Raw genomic sequence first — 15,338 nt, 5'->3', positions numbered from 1 at the left:
CATCTACGCGTCGATCGGGCATCCCCGGTTTCGACACGGTCCCCGAACTTTTTCCGCGGATATTCGAACAGCCGGAAAATCGCAGGTCAAGGCCCATGAGAGGATGTTCCCTCGTGGCAGCACTCCCCCAAACCCTCCGCTCCGCCCTCGACGAAGAGCTGGGCAAGTACCCGCAGAACAGGCTGACGCAGTCCGTCGAGCGGCTCAGCACGCGCTACCGCGAGAACAACCCCGCGAGCGCGCCCATCCTCTCTTCCGAGGTCGACATCGCGGCGTACGCGGGCTACCGGATGCCTGCCACGTACGCGGCCGTACACGCCGTTCTCACCGAAGCCGCCCTTCGCGCTCCTGGGTTCGCTCCCCGGACGCAGATCGACGTCGGCGGCGGGACCGGTGCCGCGATCTGGGCGGCGGCCGGCGTGTGGCCGTCGCTGGAGGAAAGCACCGTCGTCGAGCAGGTCCCGGGCGCGATCGCGCTGGGGCGGCGGCTCGCGGGGACCGCCGGCGACAAGGCCGTCCGGGGCTCGACCTGGCGACGTGGCCTGATCGACCCGGCCGCGCCCGCGCCGGAGGCCGATCTGGTGACCCTCTCCTATGTCCTCGGGGAGCTGCCCGAAGCCCGCAGGGCCGACGCCGTCCGCTGGCTGTCGGCGAAGGCCGGGATGCTCGTCCTGATCGAACCCGGCACCCCCGCCGGCTACGAACGGATCGTCGAAGCGCGGGATCAGCTCGTCGGGCTCGGGCTCTCCCTGGTCGCGCCCTGTCCGCACGAAGGCGCGTGCCCGATACCGCGCGGCAAGGACTGGTGCCATTTCTCCGCGCGTCTCCCGCGCACCGGCCTGCACCGCCAGCTCAAGTCGGGAACGCTCGGCTTCGAGGACGAGAAGTTCTCCTACGTCGTCGCGTCGCGCACGGCACCGGAACGCGCCGAAGCCCGCATCCTGCGGCATCCGGCCAAACGCAAGGGCATGGTGGGCCTCTCCCTCTGCGCCGGAGCCGGGCTCACCGAAACGATCGTCACCAAACGGCACGGCATGGCCTACCGCGCGGCCCGTGACGCCGAATGGGGCGACGCCTGGCCCGATCAGTCCACAGTGGACTGACGAGCTCGTCGCGCCTGATCGCCGACGGCGGCGAGCAACGCGCCGAGCGCCGGATTGTCGTTGCTCCGCCGCCACATCAGTTCGAGTTCGACCGGGCGGTTCGCGACACCGTCCACCGGACGGAGCACCACCCCCTCGAAGCGCAGCGCGGCCGCCGCGGCCGGCACCAGCGCGACCCCGAGCTCCGCCTTCACCAGCGCGAGCACCGTATGCACCTGACAGGGGTATTGCGTGTACTCCGGCAGCACCCGGGCGGCGCGGAACACCGCCACGAGCAGATCGTGGAAGTAACGGCCCTCCGACGGCGAGTACATGATGAACGGCTCGCCGTCGAAGTCGCGGACATCGGGATTCTTCTTGCGCCGCGCCAAAGGATGCGCCGACGGCAACGCCGCCAGCAGCGGCTCCCGCCACAGCGACAGGGTCACGATGTCGGCCCCCGTGACCGGCGGCCGGACCATGCCGAGATCGATCCCACCCGCCAGCAACTCCTCCACCTGCGCCGCCGTCACCATTTCCAGCAGCACGAGATCGATGCCGGGTACCTCGGCGTTCGCCACGGCGATGACGCGTTCGAGGTAGGAATACGCCGCCGTGGCGGTGAAGCCGAGCTTGACGACCCCGGCCTCGCCTTTCTTCGCCCGCCGGGCGTACAGCGTCGCCTCTTGCACCGAACGAAGGATCTTCCTCGCCTCGGCGAGAAAAACCCGTCCTGCCGGGGTCATCCGGACCGTGCGGTGCGTCCGGTCGAACAGCTCGACCCCCAGTTCGCGCTCCAGCAACTGGATCCGCCTGCTCAACGGCGGCTGGGTCATCGAAAGCCGCTCCGCCGCCCGGCCGTAGTGCAGTTCCTCGGCCACCGCGACGAAACTCACCAGCTGCTCCAGGGAAAACACCCAGCCAGTCTAGGTATCACCGAAGGGCGGGCAAGCGCCGAATCGGTATCGTTCAGCGCGGGATTTCCACTGTGTGGTCGATGATCCCGGTCGCCACGGAGAGGATCTTGCGATTGTTGCTCCGCGCGTAGGCGCGCAATACGCCGAACGCGTCGTCCACCGAAACCCGGAGCCGCTCGGCGAGAACGCCTTTCGCCTGCTCGATGATCACCCTGCTGTTCAACGCCGCCTGGAGCTGCGCGGTGATGATCTCCTGCCGCTGCCACATCCGGTGATGCAGGATGCCGATCGTGGCGATGTCCGCGAGCGCCTGCCCCAAGCACAATCCGTCGTCGTCGAGCGACGCGGGCCGGGTGTCGAACAGGCTCAGCGCACCGATCACGTCTTCCCGAAGCCGCATCGGCAAGGCGTACACGGAGCGGAATCCGGCGTTTTCCGCCTCTCGGGAGAACTTCGGCCAGCTTCCGCCCGCCCGCGCCAGATCCGGGCAGTCCACCGGCTCGGCGCGCCGGTAGCAGTCCAGGCACGGCCCCTCCGAGTTCCGTAGCTGGAACAATTCGAGCAGGCGGGTCTTTTCCTCGGACGCGGCGACCATGGTGAGGGTGCCGTGCTGGTCGGCGAGCACCAGCCCGGCGGCAGGGACACCGAGTAGTTCGACGCATCCGCAAGCGAACAGATCGAGGAACTCGACGAGGTCGAAGTCGTCGACGAGGGTGTCCGCCAACTGGACGAAGGTCTCGCGCAAGCCGGCCGTCAGGTCGATCATCGTTTCTGCTATCTCCTCAGGCTCACGCCCGTCATGGTTCGGACCGGAACGTGACCCGGCGAAGCACCACGTCCATGGCCACCTCGTCGAGCCTCCGGTCGTTGGCGTAGGCATAGGCACGCAAGCGCGCGAGCGCGTCCGCGAGCCCGACGCCGAGCTGGACCGACACCATGCCCGCGGCCTGATGCACCCGGTCGCGATGGCCGGTGAATCGGCGATCGATCAATCCGGCCAGCCCCGGCTTACCCGTGCCTGCCTCGGCGATGGCGAGGGTGATCACCGCATCGGCGCAGACGAGTGCTTGCGCCCTGCCCTCCCTTGACAGGGACCCGGCGAATTCGCGATAGCAGTCGACAACGCCCACTTTGATCGCACCGGCCTGAATCGGCACCGCGATGATCGATTTCACGCTTCGGTCAATCGCCTCCGGCGCGAACATCGGCCATCGGAGTGCCGCCTCCGAACTGGTCAAATCGGTTACTACGACGAGCATACCGCCGCGCGCCACTTCCAGCGCGGGACCTTCGCCAAGGGTGAACTGCAGATCTTCCAATTCGCGGCTGCGTTCGTCGGTGGCGAAGATCGGCTCGGCGAGACCTTCCCCGGGGGTGAGCACGAGCCCGACACCCGCCGCGTCGAGGACCTCTCCGCAAATGACGCAGGCGTGTTCGATAGAGACCGGTGAATCGGTTTCCGAAGCGAGAAAACACATCTTCGCCCAGACCGAAGCGGCGCGATCATGCCGTCGAATCTCCATGGCGTGCCTCCCGGCGTTGCCCGATATCGGACGGGCCCGCCGGGATCAAGAGCGAACAGCGCGTACGGTTTGTCCGCACCAAGGACCATTCTCCCATGTTTCAGTGACGAATTCCTCTGCCCCAATGGTCCGTTCGGCCGGTTCCGGCTCACCGGTCCACGCCTAGGGTGGATCCGAGACCGCTGTCCCCGGCCCCCGGCAACGGCACTCGTCGGCGAGCTCTGGAGGGGCCATGTGCGTTCGCATTCTCGAAACCCGCGCCAAACGGGAGAACCCTTTTGTCCGGTTGTTGATCCGCATTCAGCTCAAGGCGTCCTGGCGCTGAGCGCAGGCGCGCAGCCTGCTGATCGCGCGGTGCTTGGTCACCCGCACCCGTGACGACGTCGTCCCGAGCGCCGCCGCGGTCTCGTTCGACGTCAGCTCGCCGATCACCCGCATCCCCAGCACTTCGCGGTGGGAGATCGGCAGCGTCCTCATCAGCCTGCCGAGCCGGAGGCCGAGGTCGGTCCGCAGGGCGCGTTGCTCGGGTTCCTCCGCGGCCCCCGCCGGACGTTCGGGGAGTTCACCGGTCAGCACCTGCTTGCTCCGCGCGGCCTTCCGGAAGACGTCGGCGACCTTGTTCGCCGCGATGGCACGCAGGAGGAACAGGAAGGAGCCTCCGCGGCGGCCATGTCCGGGAAGCGCGACGAAGACCGCGAGGCAGATCTCCTGCGCCACGTCGGCCGGCTCGAGATAGGTCAGCTCATGGTCGCCGAGGCGGGTCTCGGCGTACTGCCGCGCCCACGGCATGAGGGCGGCCATGAGGTCGTCCATGGCGTGCGGCGCGCCGTCCACCGCGGCCTTGGCGAGGCCGTCCCAGCCGGCGGGGGAAATCCACGTCTCACCGCCGCCGGTTCTTCGTCTCGGAAACTCGTCGCTCATGTCCCGCTCCCCACCGATGAGAAAACCCGGCCGCCGGGGTCCAGGACGGAACCCGGCCAACGGTAGCCGACGAATCCGGCCACCTCAATCGACGAAAGGCCCGCGACAAATTGTCCGGCCCGGCGGAAAACCGGACAGATTCCCACCAATGGTCTGGACATCTCCGCGTCCGGCGACGTAACTTCCCGTGCTGAGACCCCTCGCCAAGGTCACGCCCAGGCCGGGAACGCGCCCCCGGCCGACATCCGCAAGCACCGCCGCGGCGCGTCCGCGCTCCGCGACGGGATTCCGCCGAGGAGTGAACTGTGCGCATCCGCAAGAAGATCCGGCGCGTCTTGACCGCGTTGGCGGTCGCTCTCCCCCTGGTCACCGGAGTGTCGGCGCTTTCGGCACCCACCGCGGTCGCCGCGGGCCCCGATCCGCTGCCACTGACCGTCACCAACAACTCGAACCGCTCCGACGCGGTCCACCTCTACGTGCTCGGCACGAACCTCAACACCGGGAAACTCGGCTACGTCAACGCCGACGGCGCCTTCACCCCGTGGCCGCCGGGCGCGAACCCGCCGAGCCCCGCGCCGGACGTCTCGATCGCGGGCCCCGGCAACGGCGGCTCGACCACGCTGCGGATCCCGCGGATGCTCTCGGGCCGCGTCTACATGTCGTTCGGGCAGAAGATCAAGTTCTTCCTGACCCCGGACGGGCTGGTGCAGCCGGCGCCGTGGGCCGACGGCGACCCGAACCGCGACATCCTGTTCGACTGGAGCGAATTCACCTACGACAACGGCGGGCTGTTCATCAACAGCTCGCAGGTCGACATGTTCAGTGTGCCGCACGCCGTCGGGCTCACCAACGGGGCGGGGACGAACAAGGAGGCCGGGCGGCTCAAGGCGGGTGGCCGCGAAGCCCTCTTCAACGCCGTCCAAGGACAGTCCGGTTTCTCGAACCTGGTGTACAACCGGCTGCGGGTGCTCGCTCCCGGCAAGGGGCTCGACACCGGCAAGTTCAGCGGGACCTACCTCGACGGCTACGTCACGAGCGCCTGGAACGCCTACAAGTCGACACCGCTGACCGTGGTCCCGTTCGAGGCCGAACCCGGCAAGAAGTTCACCGGCCGGACCGGCGGGGACGACGTCCTGCGCTTCACCGACACCTCGGGCGCCACGGTGGCGTCGTTCAGCAAGCCGAGCACCCGTGACGTCTTCAACTGCGACGGGCGGCTGCACGCGCCGAACGACCAGGTCGTCGGCCCGATCGCGCGGACACTGTGCGCGGCACTGCACCGCTCGACGCTCGGCACCCTGCACACGCAGCCGACCTACGACGCGGGCCAGTTCTACAAGCAGCCCGTGACCGACCACTACTCGCGGATCGTGCACGAGCAGATGGTGGACGGGAAGGCGTACGGATTCGCCTTCGACGACGTCGGGCACTTCGAATCGCTGGTGCACGACGGGGACCCGCGGACCGCGCGGATCATCCTCACCGCGTTCTAGGGGCGCGCCTCACCGCGCCCCGCTCCCGATCCGCCAGGCCGACATGCCGATCCCGCTCGGCACGCGCGAGAACGACGGCGGTTCGGGAGTGCGGGCGCGCTCCAGTTCCACCGGCAGGTACCGCACGCATTTCCGGTGCCATTCCAGGATTCCGGCCATCCAGTCCTTGAGGTGGTCCGCGTACCCGGTCAGCGCCGTGCGGACGTCGTCGCCGAGCCCGAGGTCGTCGCACATCCGCGGCAGGCCCTCGCCGTCGAGCTGCTCGAACTGGTCCAACCGCGCGTTCATCAGCCGGGCGGCGATGTCGCGGGCCACGATCCGGTCCACCGCCAGAAACCGTTCGACGACGTACACGAGGTTGTGCATCTCGCCCTCGTACTCGATCTCCTTCTGGTACGAGAACAGGTCGTTGGCGAACGCCGCGTAGTCCTGTGCCGCGGTGTCGAGTTCGGACAGCACGCGGTTCTGGAAGAGTTCCGGCGGCACGACGTCGCCGAGTTCGAGGAGCGCGAGGCTCTTCGTCAGGTCGGAGCCGAACGTCCGCCGCCGCGTCTCCACGTAGTCGACCGGGTCGGGGACGCGGTTCTGCGCTTGGTTCCCCACCTCCCACACCCAGCTCGCGGTCATGCTCTCGACCGCCCGCCGGAACTCCGCCCGCCCGTGCGGGGTGAGCCGTCCGGCGGTGCGGCCCCACAGATCCGCGAGGCCTCGCTCGACCGGGTTCGACGGCTTCGGCATCGGCTCGCCGCCGAGCGGCATGAACAAGGAAAGCCGGTCACTGCACAGTTTCGCGGCGATCGCGTCACGTTTCGCGCCGAAGACCAGAGGGAAGTAGTCGTCGCCGTAGGTGCCCCAAGTGAGCCAGTCGGTCGACAGCTTCAGCCGTTCGAAGTCCGCGTCCGCGTCGATCATCGCGGCGCAGTGCGCCAGGTCGATGCCGAGATACCGGCGCTCGTCCCAGACCCCCTCGTCGAACATCCCCATCTCGCGCGCCCAGCCCGGCCCGTACGCGCGGGCGGCGGCGAGGTGAGGGCTGGTGCGCACGGGGTACGGCATGCGGAATTCCGGCAGGGGCAGCTGCCCGACCTTCGCGAACGGCGGGGGCGCCTGCTGCCGCACCCGCTGGACCAGCCCCAGCCGGTTCGGCGAGAGCCCCGTCGGCTCGGTCACGCCCTCGTTCATGTACCGGCTCGACCGCACGTGCCATTCGTGCCCGCCGGACTGCCAATCCTGCAGGCCTTTGACGTAAAGGCCGACCGCGATCTGCTCGGACAGCGAGACGTCGCGTTCGGCCAGCAGCGCGGGCACCTCGACCAGCGCGGTGTTCTCGAACTGCTGCAGCCGCGAGGTCAGCAGGTCGTTGGTGAGATCGGCGGCCTCCTGCGTCGGGCAATCGAGGAATTTCTCGAAGACGAGGACCGCGTTCGAATTCTCCCCCTCTTCGCGCACTTCGCGTTGGTAGGAAAAGAGATCGTTGCGAAGGTGGACGGCGTCGGCGAACGTGTCGCGCAGGACCTCCATCGGCCTGGTCGCCGCGATCTCGGCCGGCACTTCGGCGCCGACGGCGTACTCGATGAGGTTCGCCGACCACGGCGCGCCGCCGACCCGGCGACGCATCTGGACGTATTCGATGGGGTTCGCGATCCGGCCGCGGTCGATGTTGTCCAGTTCCCAGAGCGATTCGACCATCAGGTTGTGCGTACTGGTGACGAAACGCCGTCGCCAGGCCTCCGACATCGAGGGAATGGTGCGCGCCCAAAGGTCTTCGAGCCCGGCTTCGGCGGGATTCGCAGGCTCCGGTGATGTTTCCCCCGGCCCGGTCATGAACAGTTCCAGGCGGTCCAGATAAGCCTTCGCGCCCTCGATGTCCCGGGTGTACTTGAATTGCGCGAGGAAATCGTCGTCGAAGAAGAACACCCACACGTACCAGTCCGTGACCAGATCGAGGGATGGCCCGTCACAGTCCGGATGAGTGTGCGCGCAGAGCAGCGCGTAGTCCATTTTCGCCAGTGCCTGTTCGGTCCAGACAACGTCACCGGACGGCGAGGGTGAATCGAGCATCCCCATTCGCCTCGCCCAGGCCATACTGTGCGCCCGCGCCGCTTCGAGGTGCGGATTCATCCTGGCCGGATGCGGCACGTAGAACTCGGGCAAGGTGAAAGCCTGCATCTGCGAGCGCCTCCCGGGCCGATGTCGGATCCGTTCCGACGTTTCCAGCCCGCCGCCGCGCCGGGCAACCGTCCACCCGAGCGATTCGCTGTGCCATGGAGTGAATCAGTACCAAAGGGACGCCGAATCGACATACGGCGCCAGCAATCCGGTCAATACCTCGTCGCCGTTCCCGTTCAATGCGTCCTCGGCGATCCGGCGGGCGACACCGACCAGGAAATCGGCGGCCTGCACCCGCGGATCGGTCCGTGAATCCACGAACTTCACCCCGGCCAATCCCGGGCTCGACTCGATCCGGGCGAGCCGGTCCCCTTTGAGCGACGGTTGTTCGTCGTGGACGAGGAAGACCTGCTCCCCGCCCTCGCTCCAGTATTCGACGGCGCGCAGGATCGCGGGCACCAGCGGATCGAGGATCTTGGCGTCACGTGCCGCGGCGACCTTCACCCTCAATTCCGCGGTGTCCCCGGCCATCGCGAAGAACGACCCCGCCGCCGGATCCCCGCGATTCCTGGCCCGCAGCACGTCGTTGAACGCGGCGAGGAGTTCGTCGTCCGGCCGGATCTCCGGCCCGGCGAGCGCGCGCAGTTCGTTCGCCAGCAGCCGCTTCTTGTCCACGAGGTACACGTGGGCTCGCCCGTGGACCGGGCCGAGCGGCCCGAGGAACCATTCGAGGACTCGCCGGTGTTTCGTCCGGAGGAGATGGTTCGCCTTGTACTCGATCGCCGGCGAACGGATCCTTCGCCGCAGTTCGACCAGGCAGGCGGCGGCCTCTTCGAGACTCAGCCGGACCCCCGTGTGCGCGAACACGTCGGTCTCCCCGCCGATCAGTTTCTCGCCCTCGGACCCGGACTCGTCACAGGCGATCTCCAGGGGCACGCTGCGCATCGTGCCCGATCACCCCGGCGACGTCGACCCGGTTACGCGGGATCGGGCAGTGGCTCACCGGTCTCGAGCAACGTCTTGAGGCTCGACAGGATCGACGGCCAGCCGCCCTTGACCATCTCCAACGCGGTGCTGCCCGGGTCGAAACCGTCGTGCACCACGGTCAGTTTCACCGTGTCACCGACGGGTTCGAGATCGAAGGTGACCTTCGACCGCGATTCGGCCTGGAGCTTCGCCGACACGTCGTCGTCGAGCCCCACCGACTTCGCGAACTCCGGCGTGAAGGTGTGCCACGTGTAGGACAGCCGCCGGTACGGGTCGGATTCGAGGACGACCTGTCCGGGGTCCTCCAGCCTCACGCCGAGCTGCTCCCAGGCCATCGTCGACCCGGGCTTCCAGTCCGAAGTGAACTCACAACCCCAGTACCGCTTGGTGAAGACCGGATCGGTGAGTGCCCGCCAAAGCCGCTCCGGCGTCGTCCTGATGTAGCTCGTGTACACGAATTCGTCGGTGCTCATGGGTTCCTGCTCCAATGCCTTCTTGAGGTCGGCGAGCGCGTCGACGCGGCCCTGGTGGTAGCGGTCGATCCAGCGCTCGGCGATCGCGTTGATCGGCTCCGCGTTCACGTAGTGCAACTTCTCGCGGCCACGGCGCACCGTGGTCACCAGATTGGCCGCTTCCAGGACACCCAGATGCTTGCTGACCGACTGCCGCGCCATGTCCAGTCCCGCGCACAGCTCACGCAGGGTCTGCCCGTTGCGGGCGTTCAGGTCGTCGAGCAACCGGCGACGACTGGGGTCCGCCAATGCCTTGAAGACCTCGTCCATGCCGCCCTCCCGGATAGGCAGCCGCGCGGCTGCCTTTGCAGGCTAGGCAGCCATGTAGCTGCATGTCAAGCAGCCGTTCCCCGGCCACCAGGTTGTGTCACGTTTCCGGTGGCTACCTCGTCGACGTGGTGACACTTCCACCCGAAGGAGTTCCCATGCCGACCCCGTTGCGCGTCGCGATCGCCGTGCAGACCCTGGCCGTCTTCCTCACCCCATCTCCGCCGGTCTCCTGCTGACCGTGCCGAGCGGCCGGGCGGCGGCTCCCCCGAGCCGATCCTGCCGGCGGCCGTGTTCCTCGGGCTCACGCACGTGACCGCGGTCCACGTCCCGCTCGGGGTCCTGCTGTTCGGCTTCAGTCTCCTGCAGCTGAGCCGGATCCGCCCGGCGCGGGAAGCGGCGGTCCCGAACGCCTGACTCAGGGCCCGCCGGGCTTTCACTCCTTGTTCGGCACCAGGTACAGCTCCTGCTTCCCGAGAGTCGGCGCGTCGAGCGTCCAGTGCGCGAGCGCGTCCGGCGGCGGGGCCGCCAGCCGGCGCAGCACGAGTTCGGGACGGCGTGGCCGGACGTCGAAGTCGAAGAAGGCGTAGTTCACGCGGAGTACCGCGCGGATCCAGCGGTTCTCCTCGCCTCGCGCCTCGATCGCGGCCGGCAGCAGGCCACGGTCGGAGAAGACGTCGACGACCGGGCAGCCGCAACTGTAGGCGAGGACGCCGATTTCGCCCGCGCTGCCGACGATCCGGCCTCCGGCGAGCGTTCCCAGTTCCGCTCCGATACGTGCGTACTGCGCACTCGACGTGTAGTTCGACGTGAACGGCGCGTACGTGCGGGGAAGTCCGGCGGCCGCGTACGCGATCAGACCGGCGACGATCAGCGCGAGCACCCCGCGGACCATGATCCGGTGGGAAACCGCTACGGCACAGACGAAAACGGTCGCCGCGGTGAGGCCGGGGCCGTAGTACCAGTGGTAGGGCGGGACCGCCAGCAACACGTAGCCGAGGTGATAGAGCAGGCCGCCGAGGGCGAGCAGCACGAACGGCCGCAGCCCGGCGGGGATCGTGCGCCGCCGGGCGGCCAGCGTCACCACGGAGAGGACGGCGAGGGCCACGGGCAGGAACGCCAGCACGGCCATCACCGGCGAAGTCCGCGCGTAGAACAGCGGGCCGTTGCCGAAGTTCCAGGCGCCCCAAGCGTGTCGCGCGCCTTGGAGAGTCTTGATCACAACGGTGTCCGGTACCGCCGCGCCGAGAACCACCCAGCTGAAGCCGAACCACGGCAGCGTGATCAGCCCGGCGCCGAGCAGTGCGCGTCCCGTGCCGGGACGGAGGAAGACGGCGAGCACCACCGCGAACACGATCAGGTCCAGCCGGACCAGGGCGAGCACGCCGGCTGTCAGACCGAAGGCGAATGGGTTCTTTTCGACGGCGAACACGGTGAGCCAGCCCAGGACCGCCGCGCCGAGGGTGACCTCGAGCCCGATCGACGAGAGCAGAAGCGGGTTCGCGGTCAGCGCGGCGAGTGTCAGGGCGGGGAACCGGGGCGACAGCCCGGTCACCGCGCCGAGCCTGCGCAACCCCAGGGCGAGAAGGACTTGGCACAGCACGAACAGCACTCCGGCGGCGAAGACGGCGTCGCGGACGAGGATGGTCAGGGCCGCCAGGATGAGCACGTTCGCCGGCGACGTCGCGGTGTTCGACGTCGCGTCGGCGAGCAGGCCCCAGTGGCCGTGGAAGGCGACGTTGCGCGCGTACGCCAGCGTGATGAACGTGTCGTCGATCAAATGCGGCCGGGCGAGCAGGAACACCACCGCCGAGAGCACCGCTACGGACAGGGGCATCCGCCAGGACGTCGCCTGGTTGTCCGTCGTCCGGACCTGTTCCATGATCATGGCTTGATATGGCTCCTCCACCCCGGAAAGTTGCGCGCAACGTTCGGCCGGTGCCGGCCACAACCAGGGCGTGAGCAGTCTCGCGAGCGAGGTGGGGGTACCGGTGGAAAAGACCGGTGACCGGGAACTGTGGGCCCGCGCGGCCGGCGGCGACGAGGGGGCGTTCAGTGAACTGTTCGAGCGGCACGCCGAGGCTCTGTGGAACTACACGTATCGCCTGACCGGTTCGTGGAGCAGCGCCGAGGATCTGGCGTCCACGACGTTCCTCATCGCCTGGCGGCGGCGGGCCGAGGTGACCCTGGTGCGGGACAGCGCCCTGCCGTGGCTCTACACGGTCGCGGCCAATGTCGCCCGTGACGAGCACCGCGGTGCTCGTCGCCGGCTTCGGCTGCTCCGGAAGATCCCGGCCCAGCCCGCCGTATCCGACCACGCCGATTCGGTGGCCGAGAAGATCGACGGCCAGCGCCGGCTGGGGCGAGTCGCCGAAGCCGTCCGGTCGCTGCCGAAATCGCAGCGCGAGGTCGTCGAACTCTGCCTGGCCGCCGAGGTGAGCATCGCTGACGCCGCGGAGTTGCTGGGCATCGCCGAGGTCACCGTCCGCGCCCATCTTTCCCGGGGACGAGCCCGGCTGCGTACGTTGCTGGAGGAGAAATGAGCGGCGAACCCGTGTACCCGCCTTGCCAGGCGATGCCGGACGACGTCCGCGCCCGGATGCGATCGGCCGTCCGGGAGGGGATCGCGAAGCCGCGGCGGACGGCGCGCGTCTGGTACGCCGCCGCCGCGGCGGTCGTTCTCGTCGCGTCCGGCGTCGCCGCCGCGACACAGCTGCTCCGTCAGCAGGGCGCGGACCCCGGCCCCGAGCCTGCCGCCGGCGGGCTCAACCTGGACGTCGGGCTGGCGACGTCGTCGCTCGACCGCTGCTGGGCCGCGGTGCGAGCCGCGGGCAAGACGGACCGTGTGCCCCCTCGCGAGGAATGGATTCCCTTGTTCACGGACGTCATGCTGGACGTCTCGGTCGTCGCCGCGACGGCGGCGGGCAAGCCGATGTTCTGCGAGACGACGCTGACCACCGTGACCTTGTCCGACCCGAACGCCGTCCCCACGTATGTGCCGGGAACCCGCACCGGACTGCTCCTGCAGAGCGCGACCGGGCTGATCGGCGGGGTGCTCGATCCGGCCTGGCCGGGTGCGGGTCTCGCATTCCAGGCCGAGGATTCCGGCGGCGGGGACTCCGTGGAAGCTTCGCCTCTGTCACATCAGTTCGTCTCGTTCTCCTGGACCGACCCCGCGAAGACGCAACTGACCGTTTACGATGCCGCCCGAGCGACGACTACGAGCCTGCCGCCGGCTCCGGCGCCGCTGCTCTCGGCCGTCGATCGCCCGATCGCCCCGGCCGACCGGACCTCGCCCGCGGGACGCGCGCTGGGCGAATGTCTGTCCGGTGCGGTGGACGCCATCTCCGACGTGGCGGGCTATCGGCCCGGCGCACTGCTGGACAAGGACGGCTATCAGGTCGTTCTCGCCCGTTTGGGCGACCGGAGCCTGGCGTGCACGAAGGTTCCGGACCCACGGCGTCCCGGCCGGCTGAAGATGCGTGTCTATCAGGACCATTTCGAGATCCCGCCGGAGCAGCCCCGGACGATTCCGATGCAGCCACTGGGCGGTGTGGAAGATGGTGGTGACCGGGGCAACGCCCGGACACCGTTCGCCGGGACGCGGCTGCCGGCGACGGCGGTGACGGTGACCTGTGACTTCGGCGCCGGACTGACCTCGACAACCGATGTGGTCGACGGGACCTTCGTGGTCTTCGTTCCGAAAGAGGTGAATGACCCGTTCCCGCGAGGGGTCCGCATTCAGGCGCGTGACGCCAACGGCACTGTCGTGTTCGAAGGGACTCTGTAGCCGGGTCGCCGGCCCGCGACCGCCAGATCGTGTCCAGTGGCGCCACCGACGCGAGAAATGAATATCGTTTCGACCCGCGAGATCGGAATACGAAGACTCTTGTCTCGTCTTGCGATCTCCTGCGAGGCCCGAGTAGCACAAGACCCCTTCTCTCGGCTCATCCGAGAGAAGGGGTCTTCGGGTACTTAGCGGCGTTTAGAAACCGCCGTGAAACCACCAACTGCCGCCGTTCTGGAGCGACCAGCAGCAAGGGTCACCGTAGTTGAACAGCACCCTGGCGCTTCGCATTCCCCTTCGGTTGCGAACGGGCCGTAGTAGTCGCCTGCCTCTTTCGCGCTTGCCACGCCACCCAGCGAGAGTGTCATCGCCGCTTCAAGTTCACATACTCCTGACCGCTTAAGTGATGCTTCGCCGAGGCGAGAAATCCCCAGATGATCAACACCGAAAGGTTTTTCATCACACCAAGATGCGCGGCGCACTCGCCAACCAGTGCGGCCTGACCCTCACCCCACGAGCGACGGAATTCGCGTTCCGACTTCGCCTACCTTCTGCCCGGTCCATAAAAGCATGAATGGACGACGGCGCCACGAAGAGCCAGGTGCCTATGTCTCGAACACCATGCTTTCGGGGCATTTGCCATGGTCGCCGTCACAACAGAGAGTGCGTCGATCGGCGGACCCACCACGCCGGCGCGCGAACCTTGCCGGCCTCGGGGCTCGCGCCGTCCACCCCGGATTCGACAAGGTCGAGGTCCGGGTGGGCCAGAACCCGCCGAAGGAGGTCGATCCGAACACGTGGCGGATGTGGTGGACCGAAGTGGAGGTGCCCACCGGCGTTCGCCAAGCGTTCTGCCGCGCCACCGACAAATCCGGTACACCCGGCGCGGGGCACCGTTCCCGACGGCGCGACCGGCCGGCACGACGTGACATTCACCGCCGCCTGAGAAAGATCGGCGAACGACCAATCCGCGTCCCCGGGCCGCCACGAATCACTTGCGAGAAGACGAAACGAGTCGTCCACAGTGGACAAGACTTTGCCGCCTCAAGCAATGGAGTGGTTTCGTGAACAAGATTCGCGTCGCAGGTATCGGTTTCACCGCGGTCGCCGCACTGGCGCTCTCCGCGTGCAGCGGTGACAACAGCGCTTCGTCCGGAAATGCCAGCACCCCCGCGCCCGCGCCGTCCTCGTCGGCCCCGATGACCAGCTCCGGCTCGACCGGTTCACCCGACGGTGTGACCACCAACGCCGACGTGTTCGGCCCGGCCTGTTCGCAGCTGCCGCAGGGCAGTGCCCCGGGTTCGCTGGACTCGATGGGCCCGCAGCCGGTCGCCAGCGCCGCCTCGACCAACCCGCTGCTGACCAAGCTGGTCGCCGCGGTGAAGGCCACCAACCTGGTGGACACGCTCAACAGCCAGCAGGCCATCACCGTGTTCGCCCCGGCGGACCCCGCCTTCCAGGCACTGGGTGACGCCAAGTTCGCCGAGCTGGCGGGCAAGCCGGACGAGCTGGCCCCGATCCTGCAGTACCACGTCGTCGGCAAGCGTTACGACGCCAAGGGCCTGGAGTCCGCCAAGTCCGTGGAGAGCCTGAACACCGCGGGCGGCCCGGTCAAGATCGAGGGCTCCGGCGAGAACATGACCGTCAACGGCGCGAAGGTGCTGTGCGGCAACATCCCCACCAAGAACGCCACCGTCTTCGTCATCGACAAGGTGCTGACCCCGGGCNTGTGCGGCAACA

13 protein-coding genes and 1 pseudogene are annotated in these 15,338 nt (G+C 68.1%); 6 read left to right on the top strand and 8 right to left on the bottom strand.

From position 1 onward, the window contains the following. Nucleotides 1-113: 113 nt before the first annotated feature. Entirely contained in the window at nucleotides 114-1,103 is a 990-nt protein-coding gene (locus tag LCL61_RS08915) for a small ribosomal subunit Rsm22 family protein (protein ID WP_425341992.1), read from the top strand. Here the strand turns inward: LCL61_RS08915 and LCL61_RS08910 are convergent. The 4 genes from LCL61_RS08910 to LCL61_RS08895 all read right to left on the bottom strand — a co-directional run bounded on the left by LCL61_RS08910 (nucleotide 1,085) and on the right by LCL61_RS08895 (nucleotide 4,443). Beyond that, nucleotides 1,085-1,999 (bottom strand): LysR family transcriptional regulator, encoded by a 915-nt coding sequence (locus tag LCL61_RS08910; RefSeq protein ID WP_340686395.1) that lies wholly within the window; start codon nucleotides 1,997-1,999, stop codon nucleotides 1,085-1,087. The genes LCL61_RS08915 and LCL61_RS08910 overlap by 19 nt on opposite strands. A gap of 52 nt (nucleotides 2,000-2,051) precedes the next feature. Continuing rightward, nucleotides 2,052-2,765, bottom strand: coding sequence for a GAF and ANTAR domain-containing protein (locus LCL61_RS08905; RefSeq protein WP_340686394.1), 714 nt, complete (start codon nucleotides 2,763-2,765; stop codon nucleotides 2,052-2,054). Between the two features lie 31 nt (nucleotides 2,766-2,796). After that, the gene (locus LCL61_RS08900) at nucleotides 2,797-3,381 is read right to left on the bottom strand and encodes an ANTAR domain-containing protein (protein WP_340686393.1); all 585 of its coding nucleotides are present in this window, start codon (nucleotides 3,379-3,381) and stop codon (nucleotides 2,797-2,799) included. A gap of 441 nt (nucleotides 3,382-3,822) precedes the next feature. Then, nucleotides 3,823-4,443, bottom strand: coding sequence for a sigma-70 family RNA polymerase sigma factor (locus tag LCL61_RS08895; RefSeq protein ID WP_340686392.1), 621 nt, complete (start codon nucleotides 4,441-4,443; stop codon nucleotides 3,823-3,825). A 305-nt stretch (nucleotides 4,444-4,748) separates the two neighbouring features. Between LCL61_RS08895 and LCL61_RS08890 the strand changes: the two genes are divergently transcribed. Continuing rightward, complete coding sequence (locus LCL61_RS08890) at nucleotides 4,749-5,936, top strand: beta-1,3-glucanase family protein (RefSeq protein ID WP_340686391.1); 1,188 nt, start codon at nucleotides 4,749-4,751, stop codon at nucleotides 5,934-5,936. A gap of 9 nt (nucleotides 5,937-5,945) precedes the next feature. Here LCL61_RS08890 and LCL61_RS08885 read toward each other — a convergent pair whose 3' ends face one another. The 3 genes from LCL61_RS08885 to LCL61_RS08875 all read right to left on the bottom strand — a co-directional run bounded on the left by LCL61_RS08885 (nucleotide 5,946) and on the right by LCL61_RS08875 (nucleotide 9,814). Beyond that, nucleotides 5,946-8,105, bottom strand: a complete 2,160-nt coding sequence (locus tag LCL61_RS08885; RefSeq protein WP_340686390.1) for a terpene synthase family protein — start codon at nucleotides 8,103-8,105, stop codon at nucleotides 5,946-5,948. 105 nt (nucleotides 8,106-8,210) lie between these two features. Then, nucleotides 8,211-8,990: a DUF3800 domain-containing protein gene (locus tag LCL61_RS08880; RefSeq protein ID WP_340686389.1), complete on the bottom strand. Its 780-nt coding sequence runs from the start codon at nucleotides 8,988-8,990 to the stop codon at nucleotides 8,211-8,213. A gap of 32 nt (nucleotides 8,991-9,022) precedes the next feature. After that, on the bottom strand, nucleotides 9,023-9,814 hold the full coding sequence (locus LCL61_RS08875) for a metalloregulator ArsR/SmtB family transcription factor (protein ID WP_340686388.1): 792 nt from the start codon (nucleotides 9,812-9,814) through the stop codon (nucleotides 9,023-9,025). 288 nt (nucleotides 9,815-10,102) lie between these two features. Here LCL61_RS08875 and LCL61_RS08870 point away from each other — a divergent pair, with 288 nt between their 5' ends. Then, entirely contained in the window at nucleotides 10,103-10,228 is a 126-nt protein-coding gene (locus LCL61_RS08870) for a hypothetical protein (RefSeq protein ID WP_340686387.1), read from the top strand. A 19-nt stretch (nucleotides 10,229-10,247) separates the two neighbouring features. Here LCL61_RS08870 and LCL61_RS08865 read toward each other — a convergent pair whose 3' ends face one another. Further along, entirely contained in the window at nucleotides 10,248-11,699 is a 1,452-nt protein-coding gene (locus LCL61_RS08865) for a hypothetical protein (protein WP_340686386.1), read from the bottom strand. Nucleotides 11,700-11,769: 70 nt separating this feature from the next. Between LCL61_RS08865 and LCL61_RS08860 the strand changes: the two genes are divergently transcribed. The 3 genes and pseudogenes from LCL61_RS08860 to LCL61_RS08850 form a co-directional block, all read left to right on the top strand. Beyond that, nucleotides 11,770-12,354, top strand: a complete 585-nt coding sequence (locus LCL61_RS08860) for an RNA polymerase sigma factor (protein ID WP_340686385.1) — start codon at nucleotides 11,770-11,772, stop codon at nucleotides 12,352-12,354. Next, nucleotides 12,351-13,601: a hypothetical protein gene (locus tag LCL61_RS08855; protein WP_340686384.1), complete on the top strand. Its 1,251-nt coding sequence runs from the start codon at nucleotides 12,351-12,353 to the stop codon at nucleotides 13,599-13,601. The genes LCL61_RS08860 and LCL61_RS08855 overlap by 4 nt, the downstream gene beginning before the upstream one ends. 1,061 nt (nucleotides 13,602-14,662) lie before the next feature. Then, a pseudogene (locus LCL61_RS08850) lies at nucleotides 14,663-15,337 on the top strand (fasciclin domain-containing protein); the annotation flags it as partial. Nucleotide 15,338: the final 1 nt, after the last annotated feature.

It is taken from the genome of Amycolatopsis coloradensis (assembly GCF_037997115.1).
In the GTDB taxonomy this organism is placed as follows: domain Bacteria; phylum Actinomycetota; class Actinomycetes; order Mycobacteriales; family Pseudonocardiaceae; genus Amycolatopsis; species Amycolatopsis coloradensis_A.
The sequence above is the reverse complement of the archived record's forward strand: the minus strand, read 5'-3'. Positions and strand labels throughout refer to the sequence as shown.